This window comes from Microvirga soli, assembly GCF_016734765.1.
In the GTDB taxonomy this organism is placed as follows: Bacteria; Pseudomonadota; Alphaproteobacteria; order Rhizobiales; family Beijerinckiaceae; genus Microvirga; species Microvirga soli.
The window spans coordinates 1-26,439 of record NZ_JAERQE010000020.1; the positions used below are offsets into that span (position 1 = coordinate 1).

25 protein-coding genes and 1 pseudogene are annotated in these 26,439 nt (G+C 62.1%); 11 read left to right on the forward strand and 15 right to left on the reverse strand.

Annotated features, from left to right (window positions below; genetic code table 11):
• The first annotated feature begins 206 nt into the window (after positions 1-206).
• Positions 207-1,058, forward strand: coding sequence for a sulfite exporter TauE/SafE family protein (locus JKL45_RS16905; protein ID WP_201862755.1), 852 nt, complete (start codon positions 207-209; stop codon positions 1,056-1,058).
• A gap of 133 nt (positions 1,059-1,191) precedes the next feature.
• Positions 1,192-2,247: an IS110 family RNA-guided transposase gene (locus tag JKL45_RS16910; RefSeq protein WP_201862756.1), complete on the forward strand. Its 1,056-nt coding sequence runs from the start codon at positions 1,192-1,194 to the stop codon at positions 2,245-2,247.
• Positions 2,248-2,700: 453 nt separating this feature from the next.
• Here the strand turns inward: JKL45_RS16910 and JKL45_RS16915 are convergent, their stop codons facing one another.
• The 7 genes and pseudogenes from JKL45_RS16915 to acnA all read right to left on the reverse strand — a co-directional run bounded on the left by JKL45_RS16915 (position 2,701) and on the right by acnA (position 9,892).
• The gene (locus JKL45_RS16915; RefSeq protein WP_201862757.1) at positions 2,701-3,087 is read right to left on the reverse strand and encodes an acyl-CoA thioesterase; all 387 of its coding nucleotides are present in this window, start codon (positions 3,085-3,087) and stop codon (positions 2,701-2,703) included.
• Positions 3,088-3,119: 32 nt separating this feature from the next.
• Positions 3,120-4,040, reverse strand: a complete 921-nt coding sequence (locus JKL45_RS16920; protein WP_201862758.1) for a GntR family transcriptional regulator — start codon at positions 4,038-4,040, stop codon at positions 3,120-3,122.
• 112 nt (positions 4,041-4,152) lie between these two features.
• Positions 4,153-5,651: pseudogene (locus JKL45_RS16925) on the reverse strand (tripartite tricarboxylate transporter permease).
• Between the two features lie 11 nt (positions 5,652-5,662).
• A complete protein-coding gene (locus tag JKL45_RS30825) occupies positions 5,663-5,869 on the reverse strand; it encodes a tripartite tricarboxylate transporter TctB family protein (protein WP_376771046.1) in 207 nt (68 codons plus the stop codon).
• A gap of 119 nt (positions 5,870-5,988) precedes the next feature.
• Entirely contained in the window at positions 5,989-6,135 is a 147-nt protein-coding gene (locus tag JKL45_RS16935; protein WP_201862834.1) for a hypothetical protein, read from the reverse strand.
• A 68-nt stretch (positions 6,136-6,203) separates the two neighbouring features.
• The gene (locus JKL45_RS16940) at positions 6,204-7,124 is read right to left on the reverse strand and encodes a Bug family tripartite tricarboxylate transporter substrate binding protein (protein ID WP_201862831.1); all 921 of its coding nucleotides are present in this window, start codon (positions 7,122-7,124) and stop codon (positions 6,204-6,206) included.
• Between the two features lie 98 nt (positions 7,125-7,222).
• Entirely contained in the window at positions 7,223-9,892 is a 2,670-nt protein-coding gene (gene acnA / locus JKL45_RS16945; protein ID WP_201862760.1) for an aconitate hydratase AcnA, read from the reverse strand.
• Positions 9,893-10,112: 220 nt separating this feature from the next.
• Here acnA and JKL45_RS16950 point away from each other — a divergent pair, with 220 nt between their 5' ends.
• Both JKL45_RS16950 and JKL45_RS16955 read left to right on the forward strand, forming a co-directional pair.
• Entirely contained in the window at positions 10,113-10,958 is an 846-nt protein-coding gene (locus tag JKL45_RS16950; RefSeq protein ID WP_246498605.1) for a lactonase family protein, read from the forward strand.
• A gap of 92 nt (positions 10,959-11,050) precedes the next feature.
• On the forward strand, positions 11,051-11,779 hold the full coding sequence (locus JKL45_RS16955) for a transporter substrate-binding domain-containing protein (protein WP_246498607.1): 729 nt from the start codon (positions 11,051-11,053) through the stop codon (positions 11,777-11,779).
• Between the two features lie 336 nt (positions 11,780-12,115).
• Here the strand turns inward: JKL45_RS16955 and JKL45_RS16960 are convergent, their stop codons facing one another.
• Both JKL45_RS16960 and JKL45_RS16965 read right to left on the reverse strand, forming a co-directional pair.
• Entirely contained in the window at positions 12,116-12,508 is a 393-nt protein-coding gene (locus tag JKL45_RS16960; protein ID WP_201862763.1) for a tetratricopeptide repeat protein, read from the reverse strand.
• Positions 12,509-13,104: 596 nt separating this feature from the next.
• Positions 13,105-13,689, reverse strand: coding sequence for a fumarylacetoacetate hydrolase family protein (locus tag JKL45_RS16965; protein WP_201862764.1), 585 nt, complete (start codon positions 13,687-13,689; stop codon positions 13,105-13,107).
• Here JKL45_RS16965 and JKL45_RS16970 point away from each other — a divergent pair.
• Positions 13,688-14,823 (forward strand): IS3 family transposase gene (locus JKL45_RS16970; protein ID WP_201862765.1). Its coding sequence is split into 2 segments (ribosomal slippage): positions 13,688-13,952 and positions 13,952-14,823, totalling 1,137 coding nucleotides; the frame shifts between segments, so codons are not numbered across the junction. The genes JKL45_RS16965 and JKL45_RS16970 overlap by 2 nt on opposite strands.
• Positions 14,745-15,242 (forward strand): DUF4142 domain-containing protein, encoded by a 498-nt coding sequence (locus JKL45_RS16975; RefSeq protein WP_312896979.1) that lies wholly within the window; start codon positions 14,745-14,747, stop codon positions 15,240-15,242. Before JKL45_RS16970 ends, JKL45_RS16975 begins: the two co-directional genes overlap by 79 nt.
• A gap of 266 nt (positions 15,243-15,508) precedes the next feature.
• On the opposite strand, the gene JKL45_RS16980 is transcribed toward JKL45_RS16975, so the two are convergent.
• The 3 genes from JKL45_RS16980 to JKL45_RS16990 form a co-directional block, all read right to left on the reverse strand.
• Entirely contained in the window at positions 15,509-16,318 is an 810-nt protein-coding gene (locus tag JKL45_RS16980) for a hypothetical protein (protein WP_246498609.1), read from the reverse strand.
• Positions 16,319-16,503: 185 nt separating this feature from the next.
• Positions 16,504-17,943 (reverse strand): DUF1254 domain-containing protein, encoded by a 1,440-nt coding sequence (locus tag JKL45_RS16985; protein WP_201862832.1) that lies wholly within the window; start codon positions 17,941-17,943, stop codon positions 16,504-16,506.
• A gap of 206 nt (positions 17,944-18,149) precedes the next feature.
• On the reverse strand, positions 18,150-19,994 hold the full coding sequence (locus tag JKL45_RS16990) for an adenylate cyclase (protein ID WP_201862768.1): 1,845 nt from the start codon (positions 19,992-19,994) through the stop codon (positions 18,150-18,152).
• 145 nt (positions 19,995-20,139) lie between these two features.
• Here JKL45_RS16990 and JKL45_RS16995 point away from each other — a divergent pair, with 145 nt between their 5' ends.
• Both JKL45_RS16995 and JKL45_RS17000 read left to right on the forward strand, forming a co-directional pair.
• Positions 20,140-20,388 (forward strand): hypothetical protein, encoded by a 249-nt coding sequence (locus tag JKL45_RS16995; protein ID WP_201862769.1) that lies wholly within the window; start codon positions 20,140-20,142, stop codon positions 20,386-20,388.
• Between the two features lie 9 nt (positions 20,389-20,397).
• Positions 20,398-20,745, forward strand: a complete 348-nt coding sequence (locus tag JKL45_RS17000; protein ID WP_201862770.1) for a hypothetical protein — start codon at positions 20,398-20,400, stop codon at positions 20,743-20,745.
• A 57-nt stretch (positions 20,746-20,802) separates the two neighbouring features.
• Here the strand turns inward: JKL45_RS17000 and JKL45_RS17005 are convergent, their stop codons facing one another.
• Entirely contained in the window at positions 20,803-21,207 is a 405-nt protein-coding gene (locus JKL45_RS17005; protein ID WP_201862771.1) for a nuclear transport factor 2 family protein, read from the reverse strand.
• A gap of 54 nt (positions 21,208-21,261) precedes the next feature.
• The gene (locus tag JKL45_RS17010; protein WP_201862772.1) at positions 21,262-22,335 is read right to left on the reverse strand and encodes an SDR family oxidoreductase; all 1,074 of its coding nucleotides are present in this window, start codon (positions 22,333-22,335) and stop codon (positions 21,262-21,264) included.
• Positions 22,336-22,591: 256 nt separating this feature from the next.
• On the opposite strand from JKL45_RS17010, the gene JKL45_RS17015 reads away from it, so the two are divergent.
• From JKL45_RS17015 to JKL45_RS17025, 3 genes are all read left to right on the forward strand, one after another.
• Positions 22,592-22,813 carry a hypothetical protein gene (locus JKL45_RS17015; RefSeq protein WP_201862773.1) on the forward strand — a complete coding sequence of 74 codons (222 nt, stop codon included), beginning with the start codon at positions 22,592-22,594 and terminating at the stop codon, positions 22,811-22,813.
• Positions 22,814-23,021: 208 nt separating this feature from the next.
• Positions 23,022-23,702 carry a TetR/AcrR family transcriptional regulator gene (locus JKL45_RS17020; protein WP_201862774.1) on the forward strand — a complete coding sequence of 227 codons (681 nt, stop codon included), beginning with the start codon at positions 23,022-23,024 and terminating at the stop codon, positions 23,700-23,702.
• Between the two features lie 299 nt (positions 23,703-24,001).
• Positions 24,002-25,297: an NAD(P)/FAD-dependent oxidoreductase gene (locus JKL45_RS17025; RefSeq protein ID WP_201862775.1), complete on the forward strand. Its 1,296-nt coding sequence runs from the start codon at positions 24,002-24,004 to the stop codon at positions 25,295-25,297.
• A gap of 27 nt (positions 25,298-25,324) precedes the next feature.
• Here the strand turns inward: JKL45_RS17025 and JKL45_RS17030 are convergent, their stop codons facing one another.
• The gene (locus tag JKL45_RS17030; protein WP_201862776.1) at positions 25,325-26,437 is read right to left on the reverse strand and encodes an amino acid ABC transporter permease; all 1,113 of its coding nucleotides are present in this window, start codon (positions 26,435-26,437) and stop codon (positions 25,325-25,327) included.
• Positions 26,438-26,439: the final 2 nt, after the last annotated feature.

The following is a 26,439-nucleotide window of genomic DNA, read 5'->3' on the forward strand; positions in this document are numbered from 1 at the left end:
GTCGGCGCCGAGCAGAAGTGGCTCTCCACCACCGGCTTCCTCGACAAAATCGACGAAAACCTCAAAAAAGCTATGGCGGCCTAAGAAACAAAATTCCTCTCCCCACCTGTGGAGAGAGGCGTATGTGCGGCGCGTCGGTTCAGACAACCGGCCGTTCATTCAAGGGGGCGGAGGGCTGCCTCTCATCCTCGATAAGGCAGCTTCTCGTGTTTGGCATCCCTCTTTTCGACTTGGCATGGCTCGTGGTGGCGCTTCTCGCAGCGGGTGCCATCACCGGCCTGCTGGCAGGCGTGTTCGGCGTCGGCGGCGGTGCTGTAGCCGTACCGATCCTCTACGAACTGTTCCGCATCCTGGAGGTGCCGGAAGAGGTGCGCATGCCGCTCTGCGTCGGCACATCGCTGGCCATCATCATCCCGACCTCCATCCGCTCCTTCAACACACACCGGGCCAAGGGCGCAGTCGACATGACGATCCTGCGCGTCTGGGCCGTGCCCGTGGTGATCGGCGTCGCCATCGGCAGCGTCATCGCCCGCTATGCTCCCGCTGACCTGTTCAAGGCCGTCTTCGTCGTGGTGGCCGGCATCTCGGCCATCCGCCTGCTCTTCGGCAAGGACACCTGGCGCTTCGGCCTCGACATGCCGGCAAAGCCCATCATGATCGCCTATGGCTGGCTGATCGGCATTCTCTCGGCCCTGATGGGCATCGGTGGCGGGCAGCTCTCCAACCTGTTCATGACCTTCTACAACCGGCCGATCCATCAGGCGGTGGCGACCTCGTCCGGGCTCGGCATCCTCATCTCGATCCCCGGCGCCATCGGCTACATCTATGCCGGGTGGCCGCACATGGCCGACTATCCCGACGTGGTGGCCTTCCAGCTGCCGCTGGCACTCGGCTATGTCTCGCTTCTCGGCTTCGTGCTGTTCATCCCCACCAGCACCTGGTTGGCCCCCGTGGGCGCACGCCTCGCGCATCGCCTCTCCAAGCGCCGGCTTGAGGTGGCCTTCGGCATCTTCCTGCTGCTGGTCTGCGCCCGCTTCGCCGCAAGCCTCCTCACCTAGGTTATGTGCCGGGCTGATGAATTCTCTACAATGCCTTCCACCCGGAATGACCGCAAATGGGATGGTCCGGCCGTGCTTCTGCCCCGCTTGTTTGTAAGCTGTGGGGCTTCGAGCCACGTAAGGAGCACGTCTCATGTCACGGTCTTCTGCCTCTGCCGCTATTGCCACCCTGGGCATCGATCTGGGCAAGAATAGCTTCCACCTCGTCGGTCAGGATCAGCGCGGCGCCATCGTGCTGCGCATCAAGCTCTCCCGGTCCCAGCTCACGCAGCGCCTGGCCAACATCCCACCGTGCCTGATCGGCATGGAGGCCTGTGCCGGGGCCCACCACATCGGTCGCCAGCTTCAGGCACTCGGCCATGACGTGCGTCTGATCCCGGCCCAGTACGTGAAGCCTTTCCTCAAGGGCCATAAGAACGACTACCGGGATGCCGAAGCCATCGCCGAGGCGGTGCAGCGGCCCACCATGTCGTTCGTAGCGATCAAGACGCCCGAGCAGATGGACCTTTTGGCTCTGCACCGGGTCCGCTCGCGTCTGGTCAGTCAGCGCACCGGCGTGACCAACCAGATCCGCGGCTTCCTTCTTGAGCGGGGCATCACCGTACGCCAAGGGCTCGTGCCGTTGCGGCAGGCCTTGCCAGGCATCCTGAGTTCGTCCTCTGACGCTCTGTCGCTGCGCATCGTTCATCTCATCGCCGATTTAGCTGAGGATTGGCGTCGGCTCGACGAGCGCATCGCCCATGTCTCAGCCGAGATCGAGGCGCTGGCGGCTGAAGATGAGCACTGTCAGCGCCTGATGAGCGTGCCGGGCGTTGGACCGATCATCTCGTCGGCTGTCGTGGCGGCGATCGGCACCGGGGCTGGGTTCAAGCAGGGGCGGGACTTCGGGGCTTGGCTCGGGCTGGTGCCGAAGCAGGAGTCGACAGGCGACCGCACCATCCTGGGCAAGATCTCGAAGCGCGGCAACAAGTCCCTAAGGACCCTGTTCGTGCAGGCCGCGCACGTCGTGCTGGTCCGTCGACCGCACGGAGCCAGGCTCGGCCTGTGGCCCTGGATTGAGACCGCGGGACGACGGCTGCATCGCAACATGCTGGTGATTGCCCTCGCCAACAAACTCGCTCGCATTGCCTGGGCGGTGCTGGCGCGCGGCCACGCCTATCAGCCCAGGAGTGCTTCTCATGCCGTCTGAGGCGAACTTGCTCGTGAGCCTTTCCGGAATGGGTTCGCGTGAACCATCAACCCTGAGGATTGAACAATGACATCCGTCAGATAACCAGCAGTTTCCCGCCGAGGTCTGCGAGATGACGAAGGAGATGGACGAACGGTCTGCCCGGCGCAACCACAAGACTGGGTGCCATGATGGCCCACAGAGGTCTTTCCGCTAGTCAGCCTTGGATGCGCGCGGATACCCATGATGGCCCGGAGCTGAGGCTCCACCCTGAGGCCGAATACATTGATGCAGCTTTCACGTTCGTCAGTCCGCCAACATCATCTTGCGACGCACGGCCGGACCATACATTTGGTACGTTCCGGAAGAAGACCCGATGTCGGCTCAAGAACTCAATAGCTGACCTTCTAAAGAATACCGAAAATTCTTGGGTTGACCCACAACCGACCTTCGGCAGCTAAGAGAAGCAAGAGTTCAACCTGGGGGCAGTGGGCGAGGTCGGGCGCCGCTGTCGATAGCAACGAACGTAAAGACTGCTTCAGTCACCTTAATCTCTTCGTCCCCGTCACGGGATCGGCGCCAGGCTTCAACCTGGAACTTCATGGACGTCCGTCCCGTGGAAATCAGGTCGGCGTAGACCGAGACCTCGTCCCCCACATGAACCGGGGTGTGAAAGACCATCCCGTCGACTGCGACAGTCACGCAGCGCCCTCGAGCACGCCGAGCGGCTGCATTCCCGGCAGCCAAGTCCATCTGCGCCATCAGCCAGCCGCCGAATATGTCCCCCGCCGGGTTCGTATCCGAGGGCATTGCAATCGTCCGGATCACAGCCTCGCGCGCACCGGGGATTTCAACGCTCATGATGGCTCCCTTCCTAGCTCCAGCCGTCTCGCTCAGTGCTCCAGGATCGGCCTGATTTCCTGGAGATTTCCGATGGTGTGCTCCAGATGGCGGCGCAGGGCCTGCGAGGCCTCTTCATTCCGCTCCCGCTCCAACAGGTCGAGGATCTGGAGGTGCTCCTCGCATTGCTGGCGGTAGCGTTTGCGGTCGACCATTGAGCGATAGGAGAGCAGGCGCCGGACGCGGTTGATGCGCCGGACCGCATCTAGGAAGAACGGATTGCCGGATGCGCCGATGATCGCCTCGTGGAACCGCACGCCCCGCTCATGGAGCGCGGCGGCACTGTCCGTCTCGATGGCGCCGCCGAGCAGGCGGAGCTCTGCCTCGCGGCAGCGGGCGGCGATGTCACGATCAAGGCGGTAGGTCGGCTCCAGCAACGCGGCGGGTTCGAGCGCTAGACGTACCCTATACGTTTGCTCCAAGCTTTCCGGCGTTGTCAGCATCGGCGAGAACGACCAGCCGTAGCCAGGGCGACGTTCGGCCCAGCCCTCCTGGGCGATACGGCCCAACACCGCATTTAACTGTGCCTTGCTGATCCCGTAGGATTCCTTGAGGTACGCCTCGGAGGCCGGTTCAGGCAGGCGGCCTTGGAGGTAGTCTTCCGCAATCCTGAAGTAGACCTCGGAAGCATCATCCTTGGTGGATAGGCCAAGGGTCTCGGGAGACACGTCCTTCACGTCCGACACGAAGTAGCCGCGGTTGCGCTGATGCGTCAGGACGCCCTTAGCGGCGAGCAGTTGCAACGCCTGACCGACCGGAAAGCGCGAGACGCTGAACCGCTCGGCTAGTTCCTGTGCAGTGAGGTGCGTTCCTGTGGCTAACGCGCCACTTCGGATATGCTCCAAGATCTGTGCGGCGAGACCTTCGGTCAACTCGCGTTTTCCGTTGACCGTGCGCTCCCCGGCTGAACTCATGAACATACCCTCGCATTCGACCTTCAAGATGGCTCCACCTTCTCCTTAACCGATTTGTCGAGATCCCGGTACTCCGGGACGCGAGGCCGAGAGAGCCTCGCCCCTCACGCTGTCAGTCCTCGGCTGCTCGGAACCGGCTCAGCCCCTTCATGACAAACGGTGCCAGAAGCGCCATCGCAGACAGGGACAGCAACGTGGCCGAGCCTGGGTTCTCGAGGAAGACCATCGGGTCGCCCAAAGTCATCTGCATGGCCCTCCGGAGCTGAGCCTCGGCCATGGGTCCCAAGATGAGGCCGACCACCATGGGAGCAACCGGATAGTCCCAGCGGCGTATCAGCAAGCCCAGGAAGCCGAACACGAACAGCATCCCGACCTCGACCACAGAAGGCTTGGCTGCAACCGTGCCCATGGCAGCGAACACGAGGATGCCCGCATAGAGCCACGGTTGCGGGATTGCTAACAACCGAACCCACAGCCCAACTAAAGGCAGGTTGAGGACGAGGGGCATGGCATTGGCGATGAAGAGGCTGGCCACCAATCCCCAGACCAGGGCCGGGTTCTCAGTGAACAGGAGGGGACCCGGGTTAAGCCCGTACTGCTGGAACCCGGCCAACATGATGGCCGCCGTAGCTGAAGTCGGGAGACCGAGGGTGAGCAGCGGGACGAGCGTTCCCGCCGCAGAGGCGTTGTTGGCGGCTTCGGGACCGGCGACACCCTCGATGGCTCCATGGCCGAACTCCTCCGGATGCTTCGAAAGCTTCTTCTCGGTTACGTAGGACAGGAAGGTGGGCACCTCGGCGCCACCGGCCGGCAGCGTCCCAATGGGGAAACCGAATGCCGCTCCCCGCAGCCACGGTTTCCATGACCGCCGCCAATCCTCCCGGGCCATCCAGAGCGAGCTCTTAATGGGCACGATCTCCTCGGGATTGCTCTTGAAGCGTGACGCCACGTACAGGGCCTCACCCACAGCGAAGAGGCCGACGGCAAGCGTCGTGACTTCGATGCCATCGAAGAGCTCGGGAATCCCGAAGGCCATACGGGCCTGTCCGGTGAGCTTGTCGATCCCGACGAGGCCCAGCATCAGTCTGATCGTCAGGCTCGTCAGCCCACGCAAGGGCGAGTCGCCGAAGGTGGCAGACACCGTCACGAAGGCGAGCACCATGGGAGCGAAGTAGTCCCAAGGGCCGAAGTTGACGGCCAATTCCACCAGCCACGGCGCCAGGAACGCAAGACCGATGGTTGCGATCGTGCCCGCAACGAAGGAGCCGATGGCGGAGGTTGCCAAGGCGGACCGCCGCGGCCCGCCTTGGCCATCTTATTGCCCTCGATGGCGGTTGCCACCGAAGCGCTCTCGCCGGGCGCGTTGATCAGGATCGCGGTCGTCGACCCTCCGTACATGCCGCCGTAGTAGATGCCTGCGAACATGATGAGCGAGCCGGTGGGATCGAGCTTGAAGGTGACGGGCAGGAGCAGCGCCACCGTCAGGGCCGGACCGATGCCGGGCAGCACGCCAACGGCGGTGCCAAGAAGAACGCCGACAGCCGCAAACAGCAGCTTCGAGGGCTCAAGGGCAACCAGGAAACCCTGGCCGAGGAAGACAAACGAGTCCATGGCAGGCTCCTTCAGAACAGGTGCTCAAGTGGCCCCGCCGGCAGGGACAGCGTCAGGAGCTTGCTGAACAGCAAATGGATTGCGACACCGAGGACGAACCCAATGGTGGCATCGACCAGCAGCGCGCGCCGACCGAACGATCGTGAGGTGACGGCGAAGAGGGTGGTCGTTGCGAGAATGAAACCGGCACCGAACGCGATGCAGAGCAGCAGGGCCACCAGGCCGAGTGCGATCCAACCGATCGCGACCCATCGGCGTGCTCCGGGACGGGCAGCCCATCCCTGAATGCCACCACAATGTGCCCCAGACCGAGGGTGGCAAGTGCCACCGCGACCACCTACGGCATCGCCGCAGGCCCGATCCCGTAGGTGGCCGATAAGGTCTGGGCAGCCGCGTCCTGCCAATCCAGCGCGGCGAATACGAACAGTGCGAGACCGACCACCAGCGCGCGCTTGTCCGCGCGCCGCTTTGCAAGCAGCGACATTGCAAGATCATCCTGTGACGTTGAAGCCGGAAAAGGGGAGCCCGCATGGGCTCCCCAGGTGTCAATTGTCAGGACTTCACGAGACCGACCGACTTGAGCACATCGCCGACGCGAACCTGCTCCTCCTTAAGAAAGGCGGTGAAGGGTTCCCCAGCGAGATAGAAGTCTTCCCAGCCGCGCTGCTTGAGGATCTCGGCCCATTCCTTCGACTTGACCACCTTCTCGACGGTGTCGGTCAGGGACTTCTTCTGCTCGGCCGTGATGCCCGGGCCGGCCACGATGGCGCGCCAGTTCACCACCTCGACGTCCAAGCCCTGCTCCTTGAGGGTGGGGACATCGGCGTTGGCGAGGCGCTTGCCGGACGAGATCGCCAGCGCCCGCAGCTTGCCCGCCTTGATCTGGCTTTCGAACTCGCCGTAGCCGGAGATGCCAGCCGTCACGCGCCCGCCGAGCATGGCCGCGAGTGCCTCGCCGCCCCCGGAGAAAGCAATGTAGTTGACCTTCGACGGATCGGAACCTGCCGCCTTGGCGAACAGGGCTGCCAGGATGTGGTCCGCCCCGCCTGCGGAGCCGCCGGCCCAGGTGACTTTCGCCGGATCAGCCTTCACGGCATCGGCCAGTTCCCTGACTGATTTGATCGGCGAGTTGGCCGGCACCACGATCACGAGCGGATCGCCGGTCAGGCGTGCGATCGGAGTGACTTGATCGAGGGTGACCGGAGACTTGTTGGTGAGGATCGCGCCAACCATGGTGATGCCGTTGACCATGAGCTGGCTCGGATCGCCCTTTGCCTGGTTGACGAACTGGGCCAGGCCCACGGTGCCGCCGGCACCAGTGACGTTGACCACCTGCACGCTCTTGGCGAGGCCCGTCTGCGTCAGCACCTGCTGGATCGAGCGAGCGGCCGAGTCCCAGCCGCCGCCGGGTCCGGCCGGTGCGATGATCTTGAGTTCCTGCTGCGCGAAGGCCGATGATGCGACGAGGGTCATGGTGGCAAAAGCGACGCCGCGGATTGTCTTGGTCAAGTGGCTCACGAGTTCCTCCCTTGGGTTGCGTGAGATGATGAACACGAAGCGGACGTTGCCGCTCAGCGCCTGATACTCGGCGAGGCTTCTCGCCGAAGGTTTTCACCGTCGCCGGTGGTCTCGGATGCGGGCGTCTCGCGGCTTGTGGCCTCCGCGCTGACGACGCGACACAGGATGAGGGGGATGATGCCGCCGCCGCGCAGGATCTCGACCTCGAGGCTGGTCTCAATGGCGGCCGTAGCCATGAAGGCTTCGCTCTCGCCAGAGGCGCGACGGATGCTGACGGGCACCGCACAGCGCGGGCTAATCCTCGCCGGATCAGCATCGATCAGGATCTGATCGCCCGGACGCAGGTGCAGATCGTTCGGATGGCGCTCCGCCGGAAGGCGTAGGGGCAGGATGCCCATGCCAATCAGGTTGGAGCGATGGATGCGTTCAAAGCTGGAGGCCAGCACCGCGCGGGCGCCAAGCAGCGCCACGCCTTTGGCTGCCCAATCCCTGGACGAGCCCATGCCGTAACGCTCACCCGCCACGACGACGACAGAGGCGCCTTCATCGGCGTATCGCTCGGCGGCCCGGAACAGAGGCAGGTGGTCGCCGGAGCCGACATGGATCGTGAAGCCCGGTGCGATCTGTGGATCGAGGAGGTTGCACACGGACTTGTTGGTGAACAAGCCGCGGACCATCGCCTCCCAATTGCCGCGCCGGGATGCGAAGACGTTCAGGTCACGAGGGTTCTCGCCGCGCTCGACCAGATACTCCGCCGCCTCGCTTCGCGGCGGAACGGCGCCGGCCGGGGAGATGTGGTCGGTTGTGATGTCGTCGCCAAGCACGAGCAGGGGATGGGCCGCATAGGTGCCGAGCAGTGTGCCCTTGCCGAAGCCCGCGAAGGGTGGGCGCCGGATGTAGGTCGAGCTCTCATTCAAGGGAAACAGCGGAGTGCCGGGAGCATCAAGCACCCGCCAGGTGTCGCTGGCCTCGGCCTCGTCGTACGACGTGTCGTAGTCGCCTGCATCGATGGCCATGGCGAGCGCCGCATCGATCTCGTCGCCCGTGGGCCAGAGATCGGCCAGCCGGATGTCTTCGCCTGACGCCGAGCGGGCAATCGGATCGGCGACGATGTTGCGGTTGACGTCGCCGGCCAATGCAAACGCGACCACAAGAGGAGGAGAGGCGAGGAAGCCCGCTTCGAGCTGCGGATGCACACGCCCCGGGAAGTTGCGGTTGCCCGACAGCACGGCGACGGGAAGGATCCCGCGTTCAGCCATAGCCTGGTCGATCACATCAGGCAGCGGGCCGGAGTTGCCGATGCATGTGGTGCAGCCGTAGCCGACGATGCCGAAGCCGACGGCTTCCAGGTCCTCCAGCAATCCAGCGCGCCGCAGGTAGCGTTCGGCCGTCGGCGAGCCCGGCGCCAGCGAGGTTTTCACCCAGGGCGGCGGCGTAAGGCCGAAGGCGCGTGCCTTGCGTGCCACAAGACCTGCGGCGACAAGGAGCCTTGGATCGGACGTATTGGTGCAACTGGTGATCGCCGCGATGGCCACGGCACCATTGCCGGGCTGATCGGCTGATGCCGGGGCAGGCCGGGCCGCCAGCATCGGTGCCATTGCCTCGACGGTTTGGCCTGCTGGAATGCGGTCCTGCGGCCGGCGGGGGCCGGCGAGGCTGACCTCGACCTCGTCAAGGTTGATCGCGACCACGTCCGTGAAGCGGGGAACGGCTTCCGGGTCGAACCAGAGGCCTTGCCGCTTGGCGTAATCCTCGACAAGGCGAACGTGCTCGGCGGAACGGCCGGTCTCGCGCAAATAACGCAGGGTCTGATCGTCGATGGGGAAGAAGGCGGAATTGGCGCCGAACTCCGGGGTCATGTTGGCGACGACGGCGCGGTCGCCGGCGGAGAGCGTCGAGACGCCCTCGCCGAAGAACTCGACGAAACGGTCCGCCAGATCAATCCGGCGCAGGCGCTCGGTCACGGTGAGTGCAAGATCGGTCGCTAGCACGCCCTGCCGGAGGCGGCTGGTGAGGCGGACGCCGACGATCTCCGGCACACGGATCATCACCGGCATCCCGAAGAACACGCTCTCCGCCTCCAGGCCGCCGACACCCCAGCCGAGCACGCCGATGCCGCTGATCATCGGGGTGTGGCTGTCGGTGCCGATCAGGGTGTCGGGCATGGCCCAGGACACACCGTCCCGTTCCATGGTGGTGACGACGCTCGCCAGACGCTCGAGGTTGAGCGTGTGCATGATCCCGGTGCCGGGCGGATGGACGCGGAACCCGGTCAGGGCGCGCGTGGCCCACTTCATGAAGCGGTAGCGCTCGGCATTGCGCCCGTACTCACGTTCCATGTTGCGTTGAAGGGCATCGCGAGAACCGAACACGTCGACACCGAGGGAATGATCGGTCGAGACGTCTACGGGCAGAACAGGATTGAGCCGGCTCGGGTCGTGCCCTGCCTCGGCCAAGGAAACGCGCATGCCGGCGATGTCCACCAGGGCCGGGCCGCAGGTGGTGTCGTGCATCAGGACGCGGCCGGGCAGGAACGGGATCTCCTCCTCGCTTCGTCCAGTATCTAGCCAGTGAAGGATCGCAGCCCTGGCCCGGGAAGCATCCTCGCCCGTATTGCGCAAGACGTTCTCCAGCATGATGCGCAAGATGTGCGGCAGCCGCTCGAGGTCGGCGCCCGCCGCCGCCGGTAAATCGACCATGCGGTGACGTTGGCCAGCGCTCATGATGTCGGCGGTCTTTGTAATCGGACCCTCCTGCGTTTCCTGTGAATGGTTTGCGGCCTGGTTCTTGGTGAATCGGACGCGCCCATCGCAGAACTTAATTTGCATAATACTACTGATAAATGCAAGTATAATTGCATTTAAAGTTAGAGATATGTTAATTGTTGTTCCGTGCCGAGAGGCCGATGCCGTAGCCGGGATGAGAGGAAATCACCTGGGAGCAATGACTTCGCGGGCTCTTAAAGCCAATCAGGAGACCACAGCAGGCAGGGACCCGGTTCACCTGAGCGTCGACCCCGGCAACCGCTTCCTCATCGTGGCCAACCACGTCACGTCGAGCCTAGCGGTGTTGCCGCCGCACGAGGACGGCTCGCTTGAAAAGCTTGTGGATCTGGTCGTCCTTGAGGGGCAGATTGGCCCGTATCGTGTTGAGCAGCCCTTCGCCAAGCCCCATCAGGTCGAATTCGATCCCAGCGGGCGCTTCGTCATCGTCCCGGACAAGGGACTCGATCAAATCTTTACGTTCGGGGTTGATGGCATAACGAGCAAACTGCTCGCGATGGATGCGCTGCCGGCTCCAGCCCGAGAGGGTGCCGGACCGCGGCATGTTTCGTTCCATCCTGATGGTGCCGTTGCCTATGTCGTGAACGAGCTCGACTCCACCGTCACGGCCTACCGGCGCGATCCCGGATACGGCAGTCTGTCACCGTTTCAGGTTGTGAGCGCCCTGCCAGACACGTTCGTCGGCCACAGCCGTGCTGCCGAGATCATGGTGTCGAAGGATGGGCGGTTCCTGTACGCGTCAAACCGGGGGCATGACAGCATCGCCATCTTCTCCGTTGATCCGGCTTCGGGCCGGTTGACGAATACCGACTGGGAGAAGAGCCATGGCAGAACTCCCCGCTTCTTCACACTCGATCCATCCGGAGCATGGATGTTCATTGCCAACGAGGACAGCGACAATATCGTAGCCTTCAGGGTCGATCAGCAGACCGGAATGCTGTCGCATGAGGAGGTGTCCGTCCGAACCAGCAGCCCCGTATGCATCGTCTTCGCGACCACGGTGTAGGTGCGTGCTCGAGGCGTCCGGGCACGCTGAATTCGAAAAGGAAATGGTCTCATGGCGAATGTCGACAGAGAACGCGCGAGTGTCTGGCCCCAATGGGAAGCCTGCGGATAGCGGTTGCAGTAGGCAGTGCAATCTCTGCGGTCTGGACGAGGCGGGATGCAGAAGCGGGTGAGCCCCGCGGCCCGACGGTGGATCTCGCCAGGCACATCGCCGAAGGCCTTGGCGTTCCCTTGACTCTCGTCGAGTGCGCGAGCTCGGGAGAGATCATCGAGACTGCCTCATCAGGAACCTGGGATGTGTCGTTCGCTCCCGTGGATGCCGAGAGAAAGAAGCTTGTCGACTTCGGTCCGAACTACTTTCTCGGCGAAAGCACCTACATGGTTCCGGCGGGATCGCCGATCACCAGCATCGAGGAGGTAGATCGCAAGGGCGTCCGAGCCTATGGAATTGAGAATATCGCCACGATCCGCAGTGCACGCAAATCTCTGAAGAACACATCGGCCATCGGGCTCCAGGGCCTTGATGAGGCTCTCGAAAGGTTCCGCAATGGCGAGGTGGATGCGCTCGCCCTCGGGAAGGAATCCCTCCGGAGCCTGCTCCCGCGGTTTCCCGGGCGCACGGATGCTGGACAGTCATTTCCATGCCGCTGGCACTCCGGTGGCAGTGCCGAAAGGCCGAGCCGAAGCATTGGAGATAATCAGTGGCATGATCGAAGATCTGACGGGCGATGGAACCGTTCGCCGGGCCTTCGATGCTCACGGCATGGAAACGGCGACGGTCGCACCCGCCGGATCACGTTCCTGAAGAAGTGCACGGTCTGATCAGCTGGAATGTGAAGTTGTGAACCAAACCGGACGTTATCGATGTTCTTTATCGTCGCGAACTGTGCACAAGCTAAGGTGAGTTGACGCAATGTTGCCCCATGGTCTTGAAGGTCAGGGCACTGTTCAAAATCCCGAGTGGGCGCGAGCGGCTGGGCTTAATCGGGTAGACCGGCTCGGCGCAACCCTTCTGCATACCTGGATCTTACTTCCACGTCGGAATAGGCCCCTGTCTCTTCCACCTGGATATGCGGAAAGCCTGGTGAAGCCGAAGCACTTGGCACAGTGAAGCCCTTGCCTCGTCCAGCTTCCCTAGCGTGCCATATGAAGCCACCATCATCCTGTGCGCCCTATATAGTTGGGACGGTCGAGGATGAAACGCCTTGTCACCAAGATGACCTCTTCATAATTTCCGGCAGCGAGATCGGCCATCGGCCTGATCGTAGCGTACTCGCTCGTGAGGAACGGATCACGCGGGCTCAAGCGTATTGCTCGATCAAGGGCTTCGATGCTTGCCCCATGGTTGCCGCTCATTGCCAGGGTATAGCCCAAGTAGGCATGGACCGGCGCGAAGTTAGGGTTGATCTTGATGGCCGTTTCGAGAGCAGCGATGGCTTGCTCGGGCTCTCTCCGCCGAGAGTGGACGAGACCAGTCGCGAGGCGAAGCCAAGTTTCCAGCTCATCCAGTAGGGCTGCCCGTCTGACATGCTCTTCAGCGAACCTGACCAACTCCCGCTGCCGGTCAAATCCACGATGTCCCACATCTTCCTGTAAGGCCAGCTCATAAGATCATGGGGGTAGGCGTAGTCTGGGTGCTCGGTATCCATGCCGAGGGTACCGTGATCATCTGACGTCAGATCTGGCGAGAGCAGGTGCTGAAGCTTCAGGCCATCAAGGGCGGCATGACTTTTGGCGTGGAAGCGAACATGAGCCCGGAGTTCTCTCGCGATCTGGAAAAGGAGACCGCCTGTGCGATAGAGCGCGCTTGCGAAGGCATCAGGCCATCACGAGTGGCGGGCGGCGGAGCCTTCTGCCGCCTCGCACCTATTGTGTCGTTCGTATCCTCGTCTACGGGAAAGTGAGGGAACTGCACTTCTCGGAAGTAGGCCGAGTGTCTGCTCAAGCAGGGAACACTGGACCTTCCTGTGAAGGCATGGGTCATCGCCTCCTGCCCATGTGCAGCCATTCAGCACGGGATATAGGGAGCTTCTTGGACCTACTTTTGGAATGCCGGTAACATACAAACTAATTGGGATTTTCATTCTACCCACGCACGGGCCACTGTTCGCCCGTGCTTGAATACTCATTCCACCAAGGAGGGTTCGTTAGCCACTGATCCGCACTGTCAACGCTCCCAGCCTGTCGATGGTGCCCGCGAGTTCGTTACCTGGCAGCACCGGGCCGACGCCGGCAGGGGTTCCGGTCAGAATGATGTCGCCTGGCTGTAGCATGAAATACTGGGACAGGTTCGTGATGATTTCCGGCACTTTCCAGATCATCAACTTCAGGTCCGAATCCTGCTTTGTCTCGCCATCCACCGTGAGACGGATGAAGCCTTCCGAGATGTGCCCGACCTGCTCGACGGGGTGAAGAGGGCTGCAGGGACATGACTCGTCAAAGGACTTACCGGCCTCCCAGGGCAAGCCACTCTTGCCGAGATCCATCTGAAGATCGCGACGGGTCATGTCGAGGCCGATGCCGTAGCCATAAATATGATCAAGCGCATCGGCAACGCGGATGTCCCTTCCGCCTTTCTTGATCGCGACGACCAGTTCAAGCTCATAATGGTAATTTTCCGTCATGGTCGGGTAAGGAATTGAGCTTCCATCCTGCACGATGCTGTTGGTCTGCCTCCTGAAAAGTGATCCTCCCTGAAGTATGGCTTTTGAGCCGAAGGAGGACTGAGACATGGGCAAGAAGAGGCACTCGGCCGAAGAGATCGTTGCCAAACTGCGGCAGGTGGACGTGTTGACCGCACAAGGTCGGACCGTGGCAGAGGCCATCCGGCAGATCGGCGTGACGGAGGTCACGTACTATCGCTGGCGCTCCGAGTACGGCGGCCTCAAATCCGATCAGGTCAAGCGGCTGAAGGAGCTGGAGACGGAGAACGCCCGTTTGCGCCGGGCTGTCTCTGATCTCACCCTGGAGAAGCTGATCCTCAAGGAGGCGGCCTCGGGAAACTGGTAAGCCCCGCCCGCCGTCGCGCCTGTGTGGTTCACGTGATCGCCAAGTATGGTGTCTCGGAGCGGCTGGCCTGCCGGATCCTGGGCCAGCACCGTTCCACACAGCGCAAGATCCCTAGACAGCCGGAGGATGAGGCAGCTTTGACTGCGGACATCATCGCTCTGGCCACCCAGTACGGCCGCTACGGCTACCGGCGCATCACCGCTCTTCTGCGGGATGCCGGTTGGTGGGTGAACAAGAAGCGGGTCGAGCGGATCTGGAGACGGGAGGGGCTGAAAGTGCCACAGAAGCAACCCAAGAAAGGAAGGCTCTGGCTCAACGATGGCTCGTGCATCCGGCTGCGGCCGGAGTATCCGAACCACGTCTGGTCGTATGACTTCGTCGAGGATCGCACCCATGACGGGCGCAAGTTCCGCATGCTCAACCTCATTGACGAGTTCACGCGCGAATGCCTGGCCATCCGAGTGAGTCGGAAGCTGAAAGCGGTCGATGTGATCGATGTGCTCTCGGACCTGTTCATCCTGCGTGGCATTCCAGGTCATGTTCGTTCCGACAACGGCCCTGAATTTGTGGCCAAAGCGGTCCGTGAATGGATCCCAGCCGTAGGAGCCAAGACGGCTTACATTGAGCCGGGTAGCCCATGGGAGAACGGCTACTGTGAGAGCTTCAACTCAAAGCTTCGAGATGAACTGCTGAAAGGAGAGATCTTCTACACCTTGCAGGAGGCACAGGTGATCATTGAGAACTGGCGCCGGCATTACAACACGGTGCGTCCGCACTCATCCTTGGGCTATCGGCCACCCGCACCAGAGGTCTTGGTACCAGCTTCCAAGCTCGCGCCGCGGCCAATCCTGAATTAACATCACACCCGGATCACCAACTCGGGGCAGGCCACCTCCAGGCGCAGGCTGCCAGGTTGGCGGCCGGGCGCGACACGAGACCGGAGGTCAAGGAATACGCGGCGGCAGCGGCCGATTTCCGCGCAGGCCTTCTGCAACGGCTTGAGGCCTTCGGGAGAGAGCGCAGCATACCACTCCCGGCTACGAAGGAATTCGAGCATCAGGTCATCATCGAGAACCTGGAGCCGCTCGATGCCCTTGAACTGAGCCGACGCTACGCAGAGATCCAAGTGCAGGCCCTTGATCGGGAAATCGGCATCTATCAAGCCGCAAGCCGGAGCCCACATCAGGAAATCAAGGAATTCGCCGTTCAGGCGCTTCCCGAGTTGCAGCAGCGGCTTAAGGGTGCGCAGACGATGTACGATGCCATCAAGCCTTGAGCAGACCCATGAAGGTTCGCTCAGGAGGGGGCTACTGGACGGTCGTCGCGTATGCCAACATCCGCTTGTCCATCTCAGACAAGAAGGCCACTGGCTCGCTACAAAGGTCCGTTCCCGGCACACACCGGAAGAAGATCTGGCGTCGGCTCAAGGATTCAATTGCTGACCTTCCTAACGATCCAGCAAACTTCCCGGGTTGATTCAACTTGGACATGCCCCATTCCGGGATCCTGCCGCATCGCCGTTGCGTACAAACTTATCGCTGATCAGAACCGTGCGCTGAGGCCGAGCACGGGTCCGTGCTGGAGCATTTCGAACTCGTAGCGCTGTCGACCCTCGCCCTGGGCATAGTCGACATAGAGCGCCCGGTAGCCGATCACGCCCGAGAAGCTGATGCCCTGGTAGGTGCCGAGCTCAAAGCCGTAGGCGCCGATGGCTTGCCAGGAAAAGTCGCTCCCGACGCCGAACCCGCCGATGTCACCGCGCAGGACAAGCTCGTGTCCGGGCGCCACCGTATAGCGCAGGCGTGCGCCGATGATCGGATCGAGCCAGTCGACGGAGCCGGAGCGCGCGAATGCCCGAGTGCCGACTACTTCAACGTCGCCGACACTGACAGCAGCCGTGACGTCCAGCGAAAGATCGGCCTGCTGGTACCAGTACCTAGCGCCGCCAAGAACGTCGAAGGCCAGCGGCCCGGAGCGTGCCACCTCGTAGGCGGCGCCGACCTCGGCGATGGTCATTTCGATATTGAGACCAAGCGACGTGCCGAGCGTGCCGGTCACGCCGGGTGCTGGCGTGCGGTTCCGGATGTTGTCGCGCCCAAGGCCGATTTTGGTCCAGGCCACGTTGCCCAGCAGGACGAAGGGTCCGTTTCTCGCTTCAAAGTCGCCCATCAGAGCCACGAGCGCATCGCTCTTCTCGACGATGTCGATGAAACTCGCGTCGACCTTCACTGAGCGTCCACGCACGGTCTGGGTGCCATTCAGCGCGGTGAGCCAGCCATACGGCACGAAGCGGAAGCTCCATGAGGGCGGCATGGGAAGCGCGTCGGCGACCGGCTCCCGGATCGGACCCATGTCTGCGGCACATGCGGTTCCGGCTGTCCCGAGCATCACACAAAGGAACGCGAGTACCGCACGACGAGATCTCAGGGTGCCGGTCTGCATGATCATCCTCCAGGGTTCGTACCGTGCCGGCTACCGCCGACCCCGGGATCGCTGAGCGAGGTCACCCGCCATCCTAGGGTCGGATCGGCGTGGGGCTACGCCCGATCGGACACCTTCCTGACCGGTGGGATTGTCCAGGTGCCGTCGATAATCGACGGGTTGGTCTCATTTGGCCAGTACATCCGGAGCATGAGGATGAACTTCCCGGCCGGGGCGGGCAGCCAGTTCGACTCCTTGTCCTCCCCCGGGGAGTCCTTCTGGATGTAGAGGTCGACCGAGCCGTCCGGGTTGGGCTTCAGGTCCTGGCGCGCGCTGACCGAGTAGCGATCGATCGGATTGGGCACGAAGAAGTAAGCGCCGTCGTACATGGTCAGGGACCAGAAGCCCTCCACCGGCGGCAACTGGCCCTTGGCAAAGCGCATGACGTACTTGTTGGCCCCGTCATAGACCTTACCCTCACCATCCTTCTGCGACGTCGGATAGACGGCGTCCTGCGGGCGATTGGCCCCGAGGCCGATCGCCGTGACGAGGGCCCGCATCAGGTAATCGGTGCCATAGATGCCGGTCTTCGTCGTGAAGCCCCAGCCATCGATGTCGTGGACGTCCTTGTTGATCTTGAACTGGATCATAATCCGGTCGTTGGCGATCTCGGGAATGCGCTTGGCGAAGTCGGCCCGCAGCTTGCCGGCGTCAAAGTCCTGACCGGGCACGAGCCCGATCCGGGCGAATTTCGCAAGCGCAGGGGCATCCGCCGCCGACGGCGGGTTCGTCTTCATCAGTTCCGCCAGCAGGGTGAAGTACGCCACCGCGTCCATGCGGTTCACCTGGTCGCGCACAGCGGTCTTCATGTCGATGGAGGGATCGACCTTTCCGGCGGGCGGCGTGTACGGCTTGCCGTAGGCGCTGAGCGGCACCAGTTTGACCTGATCCTGGAGTGCATGCACCTCAGCGTAATCCTCCGGCGTGCCGGTGCAGTAGATACGGCCGAGCAGCCAGACGATATTGGTCGGCGACTTGTACTGCTTGACGCCCGCCGGCAGCGTGCCGCTCCAGCCGGGCCCGGTGATGGCATAGGTCTGGGCACCGGTTCCCGTGGTGCGCTTGCCGGGAACTTGGAAGACGTTCGTCCAGCCGTCGAGCATCGGCATGAGGAAGTAGCGGTCCTTCATGTCGGGCAGGCTGAGCACCCAGGGCTCCTTACCGACGTCGAAAAACGCAGTCGTATAGAGCGTGTCGGCGTTGGGTGCGGTCACGTCCTTAAAGGAGGGATCGGGGTATTGCCGCAGCTTGATGACCTGACCCATCGGCGCCCGCGTGCCCTCGGGGGCTGCCACGTTGGTGATAACACGGCGCGTCATCTCCATGGTGACCAGCGGGTAGCCGTAGATATAGGCATCGGTCGCCAGCCAGAAGTCCTCAAGGCCTTCGTCGATGCCCAACAGCTCACCAAGGTGAGCTTCACTAACCGTACTTACGGAGGTCCCAGCAAGTAGGGTCAAGGCACCGATAGTCGCCTGGCGCCGGGTCAGTTTCATCGTCATGACAATTCTCCGTTGCATATGGGATCTAAGGACTGCGCGACACTTACCCGGCATGGCAGACGGTCCTGACCTGCGCCTCCTCGGCTCAACGGCACCAGTGAGTGCAGTCCTTCGGGTTGCCGTGCCTACTGCCCGGACGCTAGCAACGGACAGAGCGTCGCGCCTGTAGCATCATGTAGTTTACGGGGAGGTGAGGATGGTCAGCGCTTGGGCGGCACTGCCTGGAGCGTCGCTTCCGCGGCCGTTCGGCCCGGCACCGGGAAGCCGGCCTTGCGCGCTCCCTCGGCAAAATGGGCCGCGTCCTCCGGCCGGTAGTTCCGCTTGGCCATCTCGTCGTCCCAGCGCTCGAAGATGGTCGGGCGCATGCGCAGGAACTCGTCACGGGCTTCTGCGGCTTCCGAAGCCTTGCCGAGTTGGGCATAGATCACGGCGGCAACGAAGTGATAGAGCGGAAACTTCTCCAGCGCCGCCTGCCGGATCAGGCTTTCGGCACGGACGTAGTCGTGCTGCATGTAGGCATAGACCGACAGCGTGCCGCTGTAGTAGCCGGAATGGCCCGGGTTGCGGGCGAGCGCCTGCTCCAGCAGCTCGGCGCCGCGATGCCAAGCCCCCGCTTGACCCAGCCGGGTCCCGAACTCACCGAGCAGCTCCGTGTCGTTTGGATTGAGCGCCACCGCCCGCTCGCCGACTTCCAGCGCCTCGGCAGGCTGCTGAGCGAAGAACAGCGCCATCATCAGGGATTGGAGCGACCGCACGTTCTCCGGATCGAGGCGGGTGGCGTGGCGGGCGGCATCGAGAGAACGCTCGATAGGCGTGGCAGATCCGATCCTTGGATTGAACCCGAACCGGTCCTCGTCGAGGTACAGGACGGCCAGCATCGCCCAAGCGGTCGCGAAATCCGGATGGAGCGCCACAGCCCGCTCCAGGCAGGTCCGGATCGCGGCATGGCTCTCCTCGGACAGCGCCGCCCGGTAGTCGTAGAACCGCAGGGTGCACTCATAGGCTTCCAGGTCGCCGGGCGGGCGGGCTCCGGCTCGGGTTTGGTGGGCTCGCTGGATGATGCCGTAGGGCTGCGCCACCGCGGTGGCGACCTTGCGCGCGACATCGTCCTGGATCGTGAAAAGATCGCGGGCCTGCAAATCCTCGTCATAGGTCTGCGACCACAGGACGGCGCCCGTCTCCGCATCGAGGAGCCGGCCCGTAATGCGAAGGCGGTGCGCTGCAGCCCGGACGCTTCCCTCCAGCACGTAGCGGACGCCGAGGTCATGGCGGATGCGGGCGATATCGGTGCCCGGCGGGATGCTATGAGACGTCTCACGCCCGATGACGGTGATTTCCTTGAAGCGGGCGAACTGGCTCAGCACCTCCTCGGTTAATCCGTCGGCGTAGGTCTTGGCCGCTGGAGACTCCCCCAGTGCAGCAAATGGCATCACGACGAGGGCTGGTCCCCCAGGGGGCAGGTGGGCCGACGCTTGAGGCGTATGAGCCAAATTGGTCTGCCACAGGGCCCACAAGACAAGCCCGGCAAGAAGGAGGACCACGATGGAGGCAGAGGCGAGCCACGCCGTCCAGTTCTGCGGCGGCGAGTTGCCAGCATGCCCTTTTGGCCCGGTGAGCGTGGCAGAAGTCGTTGCCGGAGCAGCATGAACTTCGCCAGCTGGCGGTTTGCTCCAGGCGAAGTGCGGGACGTACGCTCCCTTCGGGATGGTGATGACCACCGGGTCGGACCGGCCGCCTGAGAGATAGTAGCGCTCCAGGGCCCGGCGCAGCCGTCCGGCCTCGATTCGCACGACCGGGTCGCCCTGGGCATCGAAGTCCGAATTTCGCTCGAACACCTCGGTGCCGATGGCATAGGCCTTGATGCGGTCAGCGCGACCGGCGAGCGTCTCCTCGACCACATAGCGCAGGAACCTGCGAGCCCGCGCGGGAGCATCGAGCTCGGGGCTGGCGAAAAGGATATCGAGCTGGGCGCGCACGTCCTCCGCCGCGGGCGGCGACTGCGCCTGCGGCGAGGCACCGACAGTGCCTTCGCCTCTGCCGAGCATGGATCGGTCCGTTGTCCGTGGGCGTACGAGACGCCTCTTTCCGTAACCTACCGTAACATACTCCCCATGCGTGCGGTATGGGTCAATGCTGGCAACCGTGTGACAGCGCACCCGCGCTGTTTGATCCCGGCACCGGGGCTATGCCATGCACCACGCCGTCCAGGCCGCCATCGCCTGCTTCCCGGACCGGGGACATGCAATCGAGGAGTTGGCCCGGATGGACGAGAGCTTTCAATCGCTCTGCGAGGATCTTGCCGAGGCACAGGCAGCCCTGGTGCGGTGGGAACGCTCAACCTCTCCCGTGGGGGCGGCACGCTGCGCCGAGTACCGGATCCTCGTGAGGGACCTCGCGGCCGAACTCGCGGCCGAACTGGATCGACGCGCAAAAGGATAGGGGATTGCCATGAGAGCCTGTCTGCCGAATTGCCTGCTCCTGTCCGGCGTATTCCTGATGTGCACGGCCGCGGCGCAGCAGCTCCCCCGGCTTGACGTCGAGGCAACCTGCCGTGCCGCGCCTCGCCTGCTTGCGGAGGATGCCAATCCGTTCGACGGCTGCATGAGGGACGAAAGGGATGCGCAACGCCAGCTCCAGGAAATGTGGAGCGGCGCGGCTGCAGCCCACCGCCAAGCTTGCGCGGAGGAGGCCCAGATTGGCGGCACGCCCAGCTACGTCGACATGCTCACGTGCTTGCAGATGGCCCAGGGGAACACTCCAGCGGCCGAGCCGCGACGTCGGCGTACGCCTAACTAGAACAAGTGGCGTTCCATGAAACTGCGAGCCATTCCGTCATCTCTACGAAGAACTTAGCTATCGGATGGCAGTGGCTTGCGACCAGACGACCATCCACTCTCCATCGCGGTTCTCGTAGGTGTCGGTGTGCCAGTAGTCACTGAGGGGGATTTTGTGGCCGCCGAAGACAACTTCGAGCTGAGCGCGATAACGAAGAATAGCCACTCCGTCGTATAGCCGCACGGTAATGTCGCCTGGCTGCCATGTCACGTACTTAAGCTGCCCGGAGGCGATCGCGCCCATGTAGTCTTCCTTTGAAAGAGCCACACCGATTGGCGTGATCAATTGGAAGTCTGGGGCATGAAGTTGTCGCGCCTGATCAATATCGGCGCTGACCAGGGCGCGAAGCCTTGCTCGTTCCGTGTCTCGGAGAAGATCGGCCTCGCTGGTTGGCGAGATCTCGCGAATGGTCGGGATTGTCATGTGTGTTCTCCACATTGGAAAAGAGATCGATTGATCTCTGTTAGAATGGGTGGGTCAGGCTTGTTGGATCGCTCGCTCGACGGGTATCAATCCCAGATCTATGAGGCTTTGTGCACTGGCCCGGATACACTCCTCGTCCGGTCGTGAGCTCCAGTTCAGGATGCGTCTTGCTTTTGCTGAGCTGACGCTCAGATCCCGACCGAGTTCGTGAATGATCGTTCGTGCGTTTGGATCGGACTTCGCCATGTCTCTGACGACGTCATCGGGGACTTCACGGATCGGCAGTTGGGAGGCATGGTTGGGAAAGGAGCGCGCAAGAACGGCCACTAGATCCTTGAGCCAGAAAAATCTTCCGCCAACAATGAAGCGTTGACCGCCGGCGGCTGGATTCGTCATCGCACGGATGTGGGCATCCGCGGCATCGCGTACATCCACAACGGAAAAGCCAAAGCGTGGAATGCCCTTGAAGTGCCCTGACATCAGGTGATGGATCAAGCCCACGGACGTCCCAATCTTCGTGCCGAGCAAGGGCCCAAGGATGACGCTCGGATTGATGACGGCGAGGTCAAGTCCGACTTCCCGCGCAAAGGCCCAAGCCGCCTTCTCTGTCAGTGTCTTCGATTTGTAATAGGGAGTCGCACGGGGGCTCTCCGGGTCGGTCCAATGTTCCTCGGTGAAGGGCGCCTGGCCACCGCCATGGTTCGTGGCCGCTACGGAAGACGTCATGACGACACGATTGACATGAGCCTGGTGTGCCGCACGGAGCACTCTCAACGCACCATCATGGGCTGTCCGGATCAGTTCATACTCATTGTCGGGGAAGCCTGGGGGGAAGGGTGACGCCGTGTGAATGACATACCGGCAATCTTTGACAGCAGCAGCCCAACCGTCATCACTATCAAGATAGGCCCGCACAAAACTGAGGTTCTCCGCAACACCGCTGTCACTATGGGACCCAAGTTCATCGCGTATTGCATCGCTCCTGCTGATGTGCCGCAAGCTTCCTCGTACCCGATACCCTTGCTCAAGCAACTGCAAAGCGATGTGGCCCGCGAGAAAGCCGCCGATACCCGTCACCAGTACAGTTGTATTCCTAGGGCTAGCGCTGCCCTCCGGCGCAATGGTCATCAGAACTCCTTTCGGCCGCGCCTGCGGCGGCTTCCAAAATTAGACAGCGGAGTGATTGTGACGAGAACGGCTTCGCCATGCTGGGTGCGGGACTATAGCCTTGACCGCGTCAGCCTTTCCGACGCGGTGTCCACTTGGCTCACTTCGTTATGACAGTTACCAAGGCAGTCACCGGTTTGCCGTCCACGAGAACGGGCTTGTGGTGATCATCGGCAAGGAGGACACCGATTACGTGCTTGCCGGCAGTGTTTGAGCAATGGCCAAAGCGAGCCTTGATGAGATCCCCTCCGAAGTCGCTGTTCATGCTGTTGAAGGGCTTGCCCGGGATGTTGCACGTGTCTCCATCCGGATCGATCTTCAGATGGACATGGCCGCATTGGCGGTTCGTGCCGCATTGTCCCGCAGGGAGCAGTGTGAAGTTGCTCTTCACCACGATGCCTATCGCTTTCTCAGGATCATTCCCAAGGTCAATGGATGAATCAGGTTGCGGCCAAACGATCTCCAAGCTGGGGCGGTCTTCGGCGTGAGCCAACCTGATCGGCGACGCCAGGAGAGCGAAGCTGATTATCAAGGCAGGGCGAAACATGTGGTTCTCCATCTGTAGTGTAATCAGTGATTACATGTGAGGGAGACCAGGTCAATAGAAAATAATCGCTGATTACATTGCGGCATGGTATCGATCAGGCATGGCCAAGAAATCTGTCACGAACGCAGGCGACCAGCCCAAGCCTTATCACCATGGCAATCTGGTCGAAGTGCTCATTGCAGCAACCGTGGAACTCATCCAGGAGCGCGGGATCGAGCAGTTGTCCGTGCGCGAGGTGGCGAAGCGCGCCGGTGTCTCACCGGGGGCGCCGTTCCGGCACTTTCGGTCAAAAACTGCACTTCTGACGGCTGTTGCCGAACAGGCCATGGACCGGCTGACCCAGGCTGTCACCAAAGCCGTGTCGGAAATACATAGCGCAGATCCCGCAGTCGCTTTCGAGGCGATCGGGCAGGCCTATCTCGAATGGGCGTTGGCCAATCCCACGCATTTCCAGATCATCAGCTCCCGCACCCTGATCGACTTCGAGGCCTCCTCTAGTCTGCGCGACCAGAACAGAGCCATTCGTGAGACGATGGTTGACCTGTTGGTCCAAGCCCAACAACAGGGCCAGCTTGCCTCGGGGGTCGATGTGGATCATCTCGTTCTGGCGGCGCGTGCCTATGTCTATGGCTTGGCACGCATGGCCATTGATGGTCATTTTCCGGAGTGGCATCCATCCGAACCGCCTGCCATCGCCGTTCGCAGGGCGCTGCGCCTCTTTATGAGCCAGATGATTATCGCATCAAGGTATGGTCTCGTGGAGCCGAAGAATCCCTCCTAAGAGACACTCTCTGCCAGTGAGTGCTTGTCGAAAAACTTACCGCTAGATTCAGGGTCCATTTTGCGCGTTAAGACATCCACTAGGCGGCACGGGCGGCCTTGGCCAAAATCGCTTCGCGCTCGGAAAACAGGGTCAATGCTGCAGCGAGCTTTACCCAAGTGACGACAAGCGTGGCATCTACTATCGATCTGCTAACGGCGCCGAATGACCGCGGTCAAGTACATGAATGCCCAAATTGCCTTTGCAGTAGAGGCTTCTCCCGTTACGTTCTCGTGTGAAATCACGGAGCGGGGCGTTTGATGAATGGATACGGGGATACCTACTACGCCCGCACGCTCGCTGATGGGTCGCAACGGCCTTCTCTTGAGGGAGCAGTGACCGTCGACGTCGCTGTCGTCGGCGGTGGACTTGCGGGGCTTACGGCGGCACTCGATCTGGCACGGGCGGGGCGCTCCGTAGCGGTTTTGGAGGCTGAAAAGGTCGGGTGGGGAGCGTCAGGGCGGAACGGGGGCTTTGTTGGACCCGGGTATGCGACAGGTCATGCCGATATCGTCCGCATGGTCGGAGCCGAGCAGGCGCAGGCTTTGCACCGCCTTTCGATCGAGGGCGCCCGGATTGTCGAGGAGAACATCGAAAGCCTCGCCCTGGGTGACAACAAGCGGGTCCACGGCAAGTTGAGCGTGCTCCGGTATGATGATCCGGATAGCCTTGAGCGGAATTGCGAGATGATGCAGAGGGAGTTCGGCTATCACCTCGAAGTGATGCCGACCGATGCTGTACGAGGCGTCTTGCGCTCGCAGAAATATCATCAGGCACTTTACGACCCTGCGAGCTTTCACTTTCACCCTCTCAACTATGCCCGGTCCCTGGCAAAGGCTATCGAGGCCTTGGGTGGGCGCATCTTCGAACAATCCCGGGTCACTGGATGCGATCTCGACCGGGCGGAGAAAACTGTCAGGACATCGCAAGGGGAGGTGAGGGCGCGAGACGTGGTTCTGGCCGGTGGAGGGTATACGGACGATCTGGTGCCTCGCTTGCGTCGAAGTATCCTGCCGATTGCAACCTATGTGCTGCTGACGGAGTCAGCACCCGAAAAGCTCGCCGAGGCGGTGCGCACGTCGATGGCGATTAGCGACAACCGGCGTGCTGGGGATTACTACCGCCTCGTCGACGACGGACGGCGCCTTCTCTGGGGCGGCCGGATTACGACGCGTACCACCGAGCCTCGTCGCCTCGCTCAGATGATGCAGAAGACGATGATTTCTACCTACCCGCAACTCGAAGGCGTACGTGTGGAAACGGCTTGGTCGGGCCTCATGGCCTATGCTCGTCACCTGATGCCGCTCATCGGGCAGCTTCAGTCGGGAGTCTGGTATGTGTTCGGCTTCGGCGGGCGCGGCCTGAACACGACGGCCATCGGAGGGCGCGTGATCGCGGAGGGGATCCTCAAATCAAGCGATCGCTACCGGCTTTATGAACCCTTTAGTCTCAGGTGGAATGGAGGTCCGTTCGGCGTTGCCGCGGCACAGCTCACCTATTGGACCTACCAGGCCATGGATCTCGCCAAGGAGCGTCGAGCCGCCCGCGTTGATTGACGTGGACCTCCGGCTCCGCAGGATCCGCTAGTCGTGCCCGAGGCGCATCCGGCGCTCCAGAAAACGGCTATAGGCGCCCATCCCGTAGGAGAAAACCAGGAATACGGCGGCCGCAAAGACATAGCCCTCCAGCACGGCAATACCCACCCAATTGGGATCCGTCATTGCTGTGCGCACGGTGGAGAGGAAATCGAGAAGGCCAATGATCGTGACAAGAGTCGTGTCCTGGAAGAATCCGATGGAGATGTTCACAAGAGGCGGAATCGCGATCTTCAGCGCCTGAGGCAGTACGATGAGGCGCATGGACTGCCAATAATGCAGCCCCATGGCGCTGGCGGCTTCGTGCTGCCCCCTTGGAATCGCCTGCAGCCCGCCGCGCACGGCTTCTGCTATATAGGCCGCGGCGAAAATGATGATCGCGATCTGAGCCCGCAGCAGCTTGTCCACGGTGATCCCGCTCGGCATGAAAAGCGGCAGCATGACCGACGCCATGAACAGAATGCTGATGAGCGGCACGCCTCGGATCACCTCGATGAAGACGATGGCGATCACCCGGATGGCAGGGAGCTTCGAAGAACGGGCCAAGGCGAGCACGACCCCAAGGGGGAATCCGAAGGCCAGACCAACGGCCGAGAGCAGAAACGAGAGCGGCAGGCCGCTCCATTGCGTCGTCGGCACATAGGGAAGTCCGAAAATTCCGCCCCAGAGCAGGACCGCAGTGGTCAGGATCGTGCCACCCCAGAGAACGAGGAGCTTTTTGTTCCAGAAACGCGGGATCATTGTGATGGCGATCGCGCCGAGGAACAGAATCATCGCGAGCGCAACGCGCCAATGCTCGTCGTAAGGATAGACCCCGAAGACCATGAAACGGAGCTTGGCTTCGTAATAGGGAAAGCAGGCACCTTGCCCCACCTTGCAGGCCTGGGCGCCCCCCTCGGTGACGGCCCGGGTCACGAGCCAGCCATAGGAGCCTTTGATCCCGAGCCACATGAGCCAGAGACAGACCAAGGTGATCAATGCATTGACCGGGGTCCCGATAAGGGGCTTGAGCGTCCGATGGAGCAGGCGGCGTTCCACACCCGGGTCGCGCCGAATCGGCATCTTCAATTGCGCTTCGGCAATGTCGGTTGCAGTCGTCATGA